The sequence below is a fragment of the Pantoea ananatis LMG 2665 genome, assembly GCF_000710035.2.
Taxonomy (GTDB): Bacteria; Pseudomonadota; Gammaproteobacteria; order Enterobacterales; family Enterobacteriaceae; genus Pantoea; species Pantoea ananatis.
The window spans coordinates 108,156-119,728 of the sequence record NZ_JMJJ01000008.1; the positions used below are offsets into that span (position 1 = coordinate 108,156).

Annotated in this window: 11 protein-coding genes; 4 read left to right on the forward strand and 7 right to left on the reverse strand. The window is 51.1% G+C overall.

Translation table 11 applies throughout. The annotated features are described in order from the left end of the window. Positions 1-6: 6 nt before the first annotated feature. A complete protein-coding gene (gene glnG / locus EL29_RS17935) occupies positions 7-1,416 on the forward strand; it encodes a nitrogen regulation protein NR(I) (protein ID WP_014332989.1) in 1,410 nt (469 codons plus the stop codon). A 40-nt stretch (positions 1,417-1,456) separates the two neighbouring features. On the opposite strand, the gene hemN is transcribed toward glnG, so the two are convergent. Together hemN and yihI are read right to left on the reverse strand one after the other, a co-directional pair. After that, positions 1,457-2,830, reverse strand: coding sequence for an oxygen-independent coproporphyrinogen III oxidase (hemN, locus tag EL29_RS17940; RefSeq protein ID WP_019105380.1), 1,374 nt, complete (start codon positions 2,828-2,830; stop codon positions 1,457-1,459). Between the two features lie 234 nt (positions 2,831-3,064). Continuing rightward, positions 3,065-3,586 carry a Der GTPase-activating protein YihI gene (gene yihI, locus EL29_RS17945; protein WP_014604730.1) on the reverse strand — a complete coding sequence of 174 codons (522 nt, stop codon included), beginning with the start codon at positions 3,584-3,586 and terminating at the stop codon, positions 3,065-3,067. Positions 3,587-4,135: 549 nt separating this feature from the next. Between yihI and yihA the strand changes: the two genes are divergently transcribed. Further along, on the forward strand, positions 4,136-4,771 hold the full coding sequence (gene yihA, locus EL29_RS17950) for a ribosome biogenesis GTP-binding protein YihA/YsxC (RefSeq protein WP_033766259.1): 636 nt from the start codon (positions 4,136-4,138) through the stop codon (positions 4,769-4,771). 79 nt (positions 4,772-4,850) lie between these two features. Here the strand turns inward: yihA and spfP are convergent, their stop codons facing one another. From spfP to EL29_RS17970, 5 genes are all read right to left on the reverse strand, one after another. Next, positions 4,851-4,898 (reverse strand): small protein SpfP, encoded by a 48-nt coding sequence (spfP, locus tag EL29_RS23515; protein ID WP_071892919.1) that lies wholly within the window; start codon positions 4,896-4,898, stop codon positions 4,851-4,853. Positions 4,899-5,166: 268 nt separating this feature from the next. Further along, on the reverse strand, positions 5,167-7,953 hold the full coding sequence (gene polA / locus EL29_RS17955) for a DNA polymerase I (RefSeq protein WP_014332985.1): 2,787 nt from the start codon (positions 7,951-7,953) through the stop codon (positions 5,167-5,169). Positions 7,954-8,332: 379 nt separating this feature from the next. Next, positions 8,333-8,962, reverse strand: a complete 630-nt coding sequence (gene dsbA, locus EL29_RS17960; protein ID WP_013027789.1) for a thiol:disulfide interchange protein DsbA — start codon at positions 8,960-8,962, stop codon at positions 8,333-8,335. Positions 8,963-8,987: 25 nt separating this feature from the next. Beyond that, the gene (locus EL29_RS17965) at positions 8,988-9,974 is read right to left on the reverse strand and encodes a serine/threonine protein kinase (RefSeq protein ID WP_013027790.1); all 987 of its coding nucleotides are present in this window, start codon (positions 9,972-9,974) and stop codon (positions 8,988-8,990) included. A 45-nt stretch (positions 9,975-10,019) separates the two neighbouring features. Further along, complete coding sequence (locus EL29_RS17970; protein WP_013027791.1) at positions 10,020-10,295, reverse strand: YihD family protein; 276 nt, start codon at positions 10,293-10,295, stop codon at positions 10,020-10,022. Positions 10,296-10,347: 52 nt separating this feature from the next. Here EL29_RS17970 and mobA point away from each other — a divergent pair, with 52 nt between their 5' ends. Together mobA and mobB are read left to right on the forward strand one after the other, a co-directional pair. Further along, the gene (gene mobA, locus EL29_RS17975; protein ID WP_014604729.1) at positions 10,348-10,920 is read left to right on the forward strand and encodes a molybdenum cofactor guanylyltransferase MobA; all 573 of its coding nucleotides are present in this window, start codon (positions 10,348-10,350) and stop codon (positions 10,918-10,920) included. Beyond that, complete coding sequence (gene mobB, locus EL29_RS17980) at positions 10,920-11,435, forward strand: molybdopterin-guanine dinucleotide biosynthesis protein MobB (protein WP_013027793.1); 516 nt, start codon at positions 10,920-10,922, stop codon at positions 11,433-11,435. The genes mobA and mobB overlap by 1 nt, the downstream gene beginning before the upstream one ends. Positions 11,436-11,573 lie beyond the last annotated feature (138 nt).

Genomic DNA, 11,573 nt, shown 5'->3' on the forward strand with positions numbered 1-11,573 from the left:
GTTTCTATGCAACGAGGGATAGTCTGGATCGTCGATGACGATAGCTCCATCCGCTGGGTGCTTGAACGCGCGCTCACTGGAGCCGGTTTGAGCTGTGCGACCTTTGACAGTGCGAACGACGTGCTGAACGCATTAGCGACAAAAACGCCGGACGTTTTATTGTCAGACATTCGTATGCCCGGAATGGACGGGCTGACGCTGCTAAAACAGATTAAACAGCGCCATCCCATGCTCCCGGTCATCATCATGACGGCGCACTCCGATCTGGATGCCGCGGTCAGTGCCTATCAGCAAGGGGCCTTTGATTATCTGCCCAAGCCGTTTGATATTGATGAGGCTGTTGCGCTGGTCGAGCGCGCCATCAGCCACTATCAGGAACAGCAGCAGCCACGTAATCAGCCTGTCAGCGGCCCGACCACCGATATTATCGGCGAAGCGCCCGCCATGCAGGATGTGTTTCGTATTATTGGCCGTCTCTCTCGCTCGTCGATCAGCGTCCTGATCAACGGGGAATCCGGTACGGGTAAAGAACTGGTTGCGCATGCGCTGCATCGCCACAGCCCTCGCAGCAAAGCGCCGTTTATTGCCCTGAATATGGCCGCGATTCCCAAGGATTTGATCGAGTCAGAACTGTTTGGTCATGAAAAAGGGGCGTTTACCGGTGCCAATCAGATCCGTCAGGGCCGTTTTGAACAGGCTGATGGCGGCACGCTGTTTTTAGACGAAATCGGCGATATGCCGCTGGATGTTCAGACACGACTGCTGCGCGTTCTGGCTGACGGGCAATTTTACCGCGTCGGCGGCTATGCGCCGGTAAAAGTTGACGTCCGTATTATTGCCGCAACGCATCAGAACCTTGAACTGCGGGTGCAGGAAGGCAAGTTCCGTGAGGATTTATTCCATCGTCTGAACGTCATCCGCGTGCATCTGCCGCCGTTGCGTGAGCGCCGTGAGGATATCCCGCGTCTGGCCCGTTATTTCCTCCAGGTTGCGGCACGGGAACTGGGGGTTGAGGCCAAGATTCTGCACGCGGAAACCGAAACCGCGCTGACACGTCTGCACTGGTCGGGTAACGTGCGCCAGTTGGAGAATACCTGTCGGTGGTTAACCGTTATGGCGGCGGGACAGGAAGTGCTGATCCAGGATCTTCCGCCAGAGCTGTTTGAATCCAGTACCCCGGAAAGCCCTACTCAGTCGTTGCCGGATAACTGGGCAACCCTGCTGGCGCAGTGGGCTGACCGCGCCTTGCGTTCCGGTCATCAAAATCTACTGTCTGAAGCCCAGCCGGAGATGGAGCGTACGTTGCTGACCACGGCGCTCCGTCATACTCAGGGCCACAAACAGGAAGCGGCACGTTTGCTGGGTTGGGGGAGAAATACCCTGACGCGTAAGCTCAAAGAACTGGGCATGGAATAAGAAATCCACCGCCGGAACAGCGCAGGCTGCTCCGGCTTTTTTATATGACGCGTGAAAACTGCTGCTGCCGCGCCTTGTGACGTAGATACGCATCAAAACACATACAGATATTTCGAATCAGCAAGCGTCCGGCTCCCGTCACTCTCAGGTCCGTTGCATGCTGCTCCACCAGCCCATCACTAATCAGCGGTTTTAACAGCGCCATGTCTTCCGCAAAATAGCGTTCAAACTGAATATTCCACTGCGCTTCGACCGTGCTGAAATCAAGTGAGAAATTGCAGATCAGCCTTTTAATCACGTCGCGACGTAAGCAGTCGTCTTCACTGAGCAGTAATCCGCGCCACAGGCCATGGCCCTGTTTTTCAACCTGACTGTACCAGTCGTTAAGCCCTTTCTGGTTTTGCGCATAGCTGTCGCCGATCATGCTAATCGCAGATACGCCAAGCCCCAGCAAGTCACTGTCGCCCTGTGTCGTATAACCCTGAAAGTTGCGGTGCAGTTTTCCTTCACGTTGCGCAACTGCTAGCTCGTCCTGCGGTTTAGCAAAGTGATCCATACCAATAAACTGATAGCCCTGTTGGGTCAGCGTGGTAATGGTCTGCTGGAGGATATCCAGCTTCTGCTGTGCTGAGGGCAGCTCATCTTCTTTAATTTTACGCTGTGCGGCGAACAGCGCGGGGAGATGGGCATAGTTAAAGACGCTGAGGCGATCAGGATCCAATGCGATAACGCGCTGCAAGGTATAAGCGAAGCTTTCAGGCGTTTGCAGCGGCAACCCGTAAATCAAATCGATGCTGGTTGAACGAAATCCCTGCTCGCGCGCCCGCGCCATCAAGGCAAAAATGACCGCTTCATCCTGTACCCGATTCACCCGCTCCTGCACGGCTTTATTGAAATCCTGCACGCCCATGCTCAGGCGATTGAAACCACACGCGCGCAGGTGATCGATCATATCCAGTTCAATTTCACGTGGATCGACCTCGATCGACATCTCTGCGTCGTCGATAAAGGTAAAGTGCTGCTTTAACAGCGCCACCAGCCGGCTGATTTGCTGTTTATTAAGGAACGTGGGCGTTCCGCCGCCCCAGTGCAGCTGGCTAACCTGACGACCCTTAAACAGCGGTGCGCGGGCAGTGATCTCCTGCTCAAGCGCATTCAGATAACGGTCGGCTTTATGCAGCTGACGCGTGACAATCTTATTGCAGCCACAGAAGTAGCACAGGCGATGACAGAACGGGATGTGGATATACAGCGATAAGGCACGTTGCGGATAACGTTCAATGGCGTGTCTGAAGTCGTTATCGGTAAACTTATCGTTGAACGCTAAGGCGGTGGGATAAGACGTGTAACGCGGACCGGCAGAGTTATATTTTTCAATTAACGCCTGGTCCCACTTGATCTGCATTGCTGACATGCTCACTCCTTCCGCTTACGTTGCCGTCGTAAAGGTCGCGATCCAGAAGGAAAGAGAGGTGAGCGGGCGGAAACCCGACGTAAACGCTGCTTCAGACGCGACAGTCGCCGTAGTTTAAACAATAACCACAGCAGATAACATGTCATCAACAACACGAAAATTGATCCAGGCCAAAACATTGTCGTTTACCTGTTAAGCATGGCATGCGCATGCGCGCATGCCGATCAATACAGCTTAGTTACCTTTTAGCAGGCGATACATATCCTCTTCCGCCTCCTGGTCTTCCTCTTCGTCCATTTCAATACCAAGCTGTTCCATCAGTTCATCAATGCGATCCAGCGTCACGTCAAGCCAGCCCTGATCTTCTGATGACAACGTCTCACCCTTTTCAAGACGATCGAGCAGCGCATCCAGGCGCTCACTGTTCTCCAGCTGCGCCAGCTCCTCTTCAGGCGTGAGAGACACTTTTTTCTCCCTCGCCGGTTTGGCCGCGACGTTTTTCGCTTTTGCCGGTGCGGCCTTTTCGTCAGCAATCAATGCCACTGGCTTCTTGCTGCCAATACGCGGGTCTTTCGCGGCGGCGCTTTGCTTGCCGTTGTTGCTCTGCGTTTGCGGGTTAGCACGGCTGCCTGACGCATGGCCACGATGCTTTTTATCGCGTTTACGATCGCGCGCTTCATTATTGATATCTTCACGCGATTTACGTTTAGCTTTGGCGACAGGCTTACCTTTCGCAGCGCTTGCAGGTTGCTTCATGATGTTCGGTCCCGGTGTTTTTTATTCAGTATAGAATTGCGGCGAAATCTAGCAGAAACCAGACAAAGAAAAAAGGCGACAGCTCAAGCTGTCGCCTTATTTCATACCTTCAGCAGAAGGAATCATGTTTCAAATCCGTTTCGGCTCACAACGTCCCGGTTAATCCTGCGCCTGCTCAACTCCTGAGCGTATCCCTTTCCTTTTCCGGCTCCCATCCATAGCCATTTCCATTCCAGCCGCTCTTCGTTATCCCAACATTCCTGAGCGCATCATCCTGATGAGTGCGTCCTGCACTGCTGAATAATGTAGACCATATGGTAAAAGGCTCAAGTAACACATGTCAGTCTTTAGGCGAAAAAACCTGTACTTAAGTATAATTCACTGAATTTTAATGGTTTATTTTTTTAATTATTTAACTAAAAAGAGACATAACGGGCAAAATTTATGGCAAATATCTTACAAAGGCGCCTCACCAATGGTATTGAGCACTTTCGCGCCATAACGCGTATAATCAGCGCCATTGCCCTAATGCGTTTCTGGAGTATTCCCTTGTCTGAACTGAATTACCATGTCACCCGCTTCATTCTTAGCGCACCGGACATCCGCCATTTGCCCTCTGATACCGGCATTGAAGTTGCGTTTGCTGGTCGTTCAAACGCGGGTAAATCCAGCGCCTTAAATACGCTCACCAATCAAAAAGGCCTGGCGCGAACCAGTAAAACACCCGGTCGTACGCAGCTGATTAACCTGTTTGAAGTTGCAGAAGGCAAGCGCCTCGTAGACTTACCGGGTTACGGCTATGCTGAAGTGCCAGAAGAGATGAAACTCAAATGGCAACGGGCATTGGGCGAATATCTGCAAAAAAGGCAGGCGCTTAAAGGCCTGGTGATACTGATGGATATCCGCCACCCGCTTAAAGATCTGGATCAGCAAATGATTCAGTGGGCGGTTGAGAGCGAGATCCCTGTACTCCTGCTGCTGACTAAAGCTGACAAGCTCGCTTCCGGCGCACGTAAAGCCCAGCTCAATATGGTGAAAGAAGCCTCAATGGCGTTTATGGGTGATGTGCAGGTTGAGGTTTTCTCATCGCTGAAAAAAATCGGCGTCGACAAAGTGCGCCATAAGCTGAATAGCTGGTTTAGTGAACTCGAACCTGCTGTTGAAGATCAGGGCACTGAAGCCTGACAAACCTCACAGGCTGCCGTTTTTTAGCGTCAGCCCAATAAAAAACGCCCCAGTCACAGAATGACTGGGGCGGCTAAATTCAGCCAAATCCGATTACGTGAAGTAAAAGGTCTGAAAGATAGAACATCTTACCTCTGTACCCTACGCCTCGAACTTTACCTGATTTTTTGTGAGCAACAAAGGTTTTTTTGTTGCTCTCTTTCATTTTTAGTCACTTTTTTTACCATGCTCGTCACAAAAATGAGGATGGCATGTAGTTAAATTACAAAAAAAGTGCTTAGGCCATAATAAGTTACTGCATCGTTTTGCAGCGCCGGTACCACGGTGTGCCGGCTTCATGCCTGATCACGTGATAATGCGCCAGCGGTGGCGCATAAACGCCACCAGCCAGAGTCTTAATGCGCCTGATCCCAGTTGTCGCCTACGCCGACTTCGACCAGTAAGGGGACATCCAGCGCCATACTGCCCTCCATCAGCGCGCGAATCTGCTTGCTGGCTTCATCGACGGCTTCAGCTTTGATTTCAAACACCAGTTCATCGTGCACTTGCATGATCATCCTGACCGCATCATCGGTTTGCTTTTGTAACCAGTCATCGACCGCAATCATAGCGCGTTTGATGATATCCGCGGCCGTTCCCTGCATGGGGGCATTAATCGCCGCACGTTCAGCAGCTTTACGACGAATGGCATTACTGGACTTGATGTCGGGCAACCACAAACGGCGTCCATCCAGCGTTTCAACATACCCGTTACTGGCTGCAAGCTGCCGCGTGTTTTCCATATAGCGCAGCACGCCAGGATAGCGCTCGAAGTACAAATCCATATACTTTTTCGCTTCGCCTGCGCCAATGTTCAGCTGGCGAGATAATCCAAACGCGCTCATGCCGTAGATAAGACCAAAGTTGATGGCCTTGGCGCTACGACGTTGTTCGCCCGTGACCTTAGACAGCGGCACGCCAAAGACCTCTGACGCAGTGGCACGGTGAATATCTTCTCCCTGAGAAAAGGCATCAAGCAGCCCTTTATCCTGTGACAGATGCGCCATGATACGCAGTTCAATCTGTGAATAGTCCGCCGCCACGATACGGTTCCCCTTGCCCGCAACAAAGGCCTGACGAATGCGGCGTCCTTCATCGTTACGGACCGGGATGTTTTGCAGGTTAGGATCGGTTGAAGACAGGCGACCGGTAGCCGTTACCGCCTGATGATAGGACGTGTGCACGCGACCGCTGACAGGATTGATCATCAGCGGCAGTTTATCAGTGTAAGTTGACTTCAGTTTCGACAACCCACGGTGCTCCAGAATGACCTTTGGCAGCGGATAGTCCAGTGCCAGCTCAGCCAGGACTTCTTCACTGGTAGAAGGCGCGCCTCCGGGTGTTTTCTTCGTCGGCTTAATGCCCTGCTTTTCAAACAGGATGACCTGCAGCTGCTTGGTCGATGAGAGATTAAAGGGCTCGCCCGCCAGCTCATGCGCTTTAAGCTCAAGCTCAGCCAGGCGCGATGTCAGCTCTTTAGAGTGCTGCGCCAGAATGGCTTGATCGATCAATACGCCGTTACGCTCGACACGTGAAATCACCTTAAGCAGGGGCATTTCAATTTGTTCAAAAACCTTTTTAGGGCCGGCTTCTTTTTCAAGCTCAGGCCACATTTTCAAATGCAGTTGCAGAGTGACATCGGCATCTTCTGCTGCGTAATGTGCAGCCTGCTCTAAAGCGATTTGATTAAATGTGAGCTGATTTTTCCCTTTACCGGCGATCTCTTCAAAGGTAATGGTTTTATGATTCAGCCACCGCGCAGACAGGCTGTCCATATCATGCTTGCCCACTACGCTGTTCAGGATATATGACTCCAGCATGGTGTCATATTTGATACCGGCGAGTTCAATATCGTAGTTTTTCAGCACGCCACGATCGTATTTGAGATTTTGCCCCACTTTACTGGCGTCAGGATCTTCGAGCAGCGGCTTGAGTTGCGCAAGAACGGCATCGCGGTCGAGCTGCTCCGGCGCATCAAGGTAATCATGTGCCACGGGCAGGTAAGCCGCCTCACCTGGCGCTACCGCAAAACTGAGGCCGACGATATTAGCCGTTAACGTATCCAGCCCATCGGTTTCGAGATCGAACGCAAAGACCTCGCTGTTTTTCAGCTTCTCCACCCAGGCATCTAAGGTTTGCTGATCCAGAATGGTGATATAGCCGTCAGCCGATAACAGGCTGGTGGCCTCAACGCTCGCCACCGGCTCATCGGTAAGAACCTGCTGGGCTTGCCGGTTGCTTTTAGTACCCTGCAGCCATTTTCCCTCTTGCAGGTCGGTCAACCAGCGCTTGAATTCGAAACGGCTAAATAGCGCTTGCAGCGCGTTAACATCAGGTTCGCTGACAGTAAGCGCTTCACAGGGTTGATCGAGCTCGACGTCTGTTTTAATGGTGGCAAGCTGATAAGAAAGAAAAGCAACATCGCGATTCTGCTCCAGTTTCGCGGCCATGGTTTTTGCACCGCGAAAAGAGAGATCGGCGACTTTATCAAGATTGTCGTAAATGGACTGCATCCCGCCCAGCCCCTGCAGCAGCGCCTGGGCTGTTTTTTCACCCACGCCGGGTACGCCGGGAATATTATCTGAGCTGTCCCCCATCATCGCCAGAAAATCGATGATCAACGACGGTGGCACACCATACTTCTGCTCAACCTCTTCTGGGCCAAGAATGGTATTCGTCATGGTATTGATTAGCGTAATGCCCGGTGTGACAAGCTGCGCCATATCTTTATCGCCGGTGCTGATCAGAACAGCGTGGCCTTTTTTCTCTGCCTCTAACGCCAGCGTACCAATCACATCGTCCGCTTCAACGCCGCTGACAGCCAACAGCGGCAAGCCCATCGCACGCACCATTTCGTGCAGCGGCTCTATTTGTGACCGCAAATCATCAGGCATCGGTGGGCGGTGGGATTTGTAATGTTCAAACAGTTCATCCCTGAAGGTTTTGCCTTTAGCATCAAACACCACAGCAACATGTGTAGGGCTGTACTGTACCAACAGGCTTTTCAGCATGTTGAGCACGCCATACATAGCACCAGTAGGCTCTCCTGCGCTGTTGGTTAGCGGCGGGAAAGCGTGGTACGCGCGATAAAGATAGGATGAGCCATCAACCAAAATCAGGGGGTTTTCTGCTATTTGCGCCATATGTCTGTGTATTCTTCGTTGCCATGGATTGGCCTATAAGGATGCCACACCTTGGCGAAAAGGGTTAATCAAGACAAACAGAGCGTGACGTTTTTCGTGCTTCTGTAATGAGGATCGCAACGATCTTTCTGTGGATAACTTTGTGCGTAAAAATTATATCAATAGTTTATTTATGTCATAAAAAAGATTCAGCCAAAATTAAAAATAATAAAATCATATAGTTAATATAAATCCGTGATGCGATCGTGATTTTTAATGGCATGTTTGCTTGTGTGGATAGAAAAACTGTGCTTCTTCAACAGGTCAGCGATGGGCGCACAAATTACAAATGAAAACGCCAGCGTATGCTGGCGTTTTGCAAAAAACTCAGCGTAAAACGCTATTTTTTCTCAACCAGGAACTTCACTACGTTGGCATAATCCGCCACGAAGTTTGCCATTGAGCTGGTATCCAGACCGCCATTATTAACCATATATTTGCCGTTAATAAACATCGCTGGCACGCCGCGCAGATCAACGTCAGACGCCGCTTTTTGCTGCTGGGCAACAAGGGCTTTTACTGCAAAGCTGTTCCAGGCCGCATCGTACTGCTCAGAAGAAATGCCCGCTGCTTTGATGAATACGTCTTTCAGGCTGGCTGCATCCGTAATCGTCTGGCTTTTCTGAATGCCATCAAAAATAGGTGAAGTCACTTTATCTTCTACGCCCAGCGCCATCGCGACGGCCCACGCATGAGTGACAACGGGACCTAAGTCGCCGCCAAGGAAGTCAACGTGGTACTTCACCATCTTCGTATCGGCTGGCAGATTCTTTTTAACTGCATCACCGACGTGGTAAATTTGCTCAAACTGGTAGCAGTGAGGGCAGAAAAAAGAGAAAAACTCCATAACCTGGGGTTCACCTGCAACAGGTTTAGGCAGGCTAACGTATTGTTTACCTTCAGTGAATTGTGCAGCAGATGCGCTGAACGCCAGCACCAAACCCATCAGTGCAAAAAATATTTTCTTCATTGGGGAAAACTCTCCTGACTTTTCATTAAAATTGCGGGGCCAGCTGCAACGGAGGTTCCCGTAACACCTTTTCCTGCTCGATAAACTGCAAAATTTGCCGGCGCCAGAAATCCTCATCCGTCATCCAGGGGAAAGCGCGCGGAAAAGCGGGATCCTGCCAGCGGCGCACGACCCAGGCCAGATAATAAATCATGCGCATAGCACGTAAAGGCTCAATCAGTGACAATTCGTTAATATCGAAGTCGCTGAATTCGCTGTATGCGTCCAACAGAATATCCCACTGAATACGCTGTTCCTGTCTATCGCCACTTATTAACATCCACAGATCCTGAATAGCGGGACCATTGCGGGCATCATCAAGATCGACAAACAGCGGGCCATCGCGCCACAGAATATTGCCCGGGTGGCAATCACCATGTAAGCGTAGCGGCTGCCAGTCGCTATGCCAGCACTGCCGCAGCGTGATGCCAAGTTTATCGACAGCTTCCAGCAATGCTGGGCGGAGTGACGCAGGCACGAGCTCAGCCTTTGCCAGGACTTCTCGCGGCTGCTCCAGATATTCTTCAAGCCCTATGGATGGGCGTTGCTGAAACAGGCTTTTGCGGCCAGTTTGATGAATACGTCCCAGGAAACGGCCTACCCATTCCATCTGATCTTCGTTGTCGGTTTCATACTGCCGTCCACCCAGGCTGGGAAAGACCGCATAGTAAAAGCCAGCATGACGTTGCAGCGTATCGCCCTGCAAAACTAACGGCGCGGCAATCGGCACCTCATCATCCAGTAAATCCTGGGAAAACCGATGCTCTTCGGTGATCTGTTCTGCACTCCAGCGCTGAGGGCGATAAAACTTGGCCACATAGCGACGTTTTTCATCGTCGCTAAACTGATAAACCCGATTTTCATAGCTGTTCAGGGCGGTTAAACCGGAATCTACCCGTATGCCCGTTTCCCAAAGCGCATCCAACAGGACATCAGGATTGAGTGTCTGGAAGTTAAAGGCGGCATCACTCATGGTTATCCCTGTGCTTATCTTTACGGTTAATGGCCAAGGATAACACTACTCGTCATTTTTGATGACACCACGTGCACGTAGCAGGGCGGTTTTAAAATCGACTTCATAATCTTTTTTCAAGCCTGGAATCTGATCGTCGCTGGCTGAATCACGCATTTTTAGATGATAAATCAATACGTCATCGCTTAATTCACTTAATGGGCCAATGAAACCAGACTCGTGGGCCAGTTTTTGTAAAAATGCCAACAGGTTAAGATCGGGCTCTTTCTCCCATGCCGGTTGCAGGAGTTCAAGCAGTTCAGTCAGCCGATGGGTTTTCATAATGATTCCTCAATGCAGGTGATTCACGTCCAGAATGACACAAGGAGACAAGATGGCAGCATTTACCGGTGTAATCCTTGCTGGTGGACAAGGTAGCCGTATGGGCGGGCAGGATAAAGGATTACTCATGATGCAGAGTAAACCCCTATACCAACACGTTCTACAGCGGTTGAGGCCGCAGGTAGACATTGTGTTAATAAGCGCTAACCGCAACATTGATCGTTATCAGCTAAGTGGTTATCAGGTCGTAACCGATTCAATCAAGGACTACCCAGGACCGCTTGCAGGTATGTTGAGCGGTTTACGGCACAGCCCCACTGATTGGGTGGCATTTTGTGCCTGTGATACACCTCAGATCCCCGGTGATTTTGTTGCGCGCCTCTGGCAGCAGCGTAACAACGCACCTGCTGTATGGGTGAAATCCTCCCAGCGGGATCATCCAACCCTGGCCTTGATGAATAAGGCGATTGCCGACGATCTGGAGACATGGTTGTTACGGGGGGAGCGCAGGCTTATGCAGTTTATGCGTGAGCATGGTGGGCACCCGGTTTTATTTAGCGATCCAGAGTCAGCGTTCAGCAACATCAATACGCCTGACGACCTTGTGGAGCAGGAGAAATCATAATGTGTGTTCCGTTGTTGGCCATTGTCGCCTGGAGTGGGACCGGTAAAACCACACTACTCGAGCAAGTTATACCCTTGTTAAGGGCGCAGGAGATACGTGCAGGATTAATTAAGCATACCCACCATGACATGGACGTAGATACGCCAGGCAAGGACAGTTATCGACTGCGCCAGGCCGGAGCCGATCAGGTTATTGTCGCCAGCGACAGGCGTTGGGCACTCATGTGTGAAACGCCTGAGCAGCCTGTCAGCTTAATGGCGTTAGTGGGACGAATGGACAGCGAACAGCTGGATGTAGTGTTAGTCGAAGGATTTAAAGATGAGCCAGTCGCCAAAATTGTGCTTTGGCGCTCGGGTATTAAAGGTGAGCTAGCAGCACTGCTGGATGAGAAGGTGGTGGCTGTCGCCTGTGACGACACGACTTTAAACCTGAATGTGCCCGTTTTGAACATCAACCAGCCACAAGAAGTGGCCGCATTTATCCTGACATGGCTGGGTAAAAAGGCGCATAGCTGACAACACAATGGGTAGCGAGTGGATGATGCAGATCAGCAGCGTTCAGTAGAGGGTTTTCCCGTCTTCGAACGGCAAAGAAGGTGTAATTACCATCATCGTTAGAGCCTGTCTGCCGCGTACCAGATGACGTGCCTGTGT

Bases quoted from the DNA above. Each gene is read 5' to 3' on its own strand.
- EL29_RS17970 (WP_013027791.1), bottom strand. From the start codon at position 10,295: ATGAAAACCCATCGGCTGACTGAACTGCTTGAACTCCTGCAACCGGCA.
- yihI (WP_014604730.1), bottom strand. From the start codon at position 3,586: ATGAAGCAACCTGCAAGCGCTGCGAAAGGTAAGCCTGTCGCCAAAGCT.
- dsbA (WP_013027789.1), bottom strand. From the start codon at position 8,962: ATGAAGAAAATATTTTTTGCACTGATGGGTTTGGTGCTGGCGTTCAGC.
- mobB (WP_013027793.1), top strand. From the start codon at position 10,920: ATGTGTGTTCCGTTGTTGGCCATTGTCGCCTGGAGTGGGACCGGTAAA.
- polA (WP_014332985.1), bottom strand. From the start codon at position 7,953: ATGGCGCAAATAGCAGAAAACCCCCTGATTTTGGTTGATGGCTCATCC.
- hemN (WP_019105380.1), bottom strand. From the start codon at position 2,830: ATGTCAGCAATGCAGATCAAGTGGGACCAGGCGTTAATTGAAAAATAT.
- glnG (WP_014332989.1), top strand. From the start codon at position 7: ATGCAACGAGGGATAGTCTGGATCGTCGATGACGATAGCTCCATCCGC.
- mobA (WP_014604729.1), top strand. From the start codon at position 10,348: ATGGCAGCATTTACCGGTGTAATCCTTGCTGGTGGACAAGGTAGCCGT.
- EL29_RS17965 (WP_013027790.1), bottom strand. From the start codon at position 9,974: ATGAGTGATGCCGCCTTTAACTTCCAGACACTCAATCCTGATGTCCTG.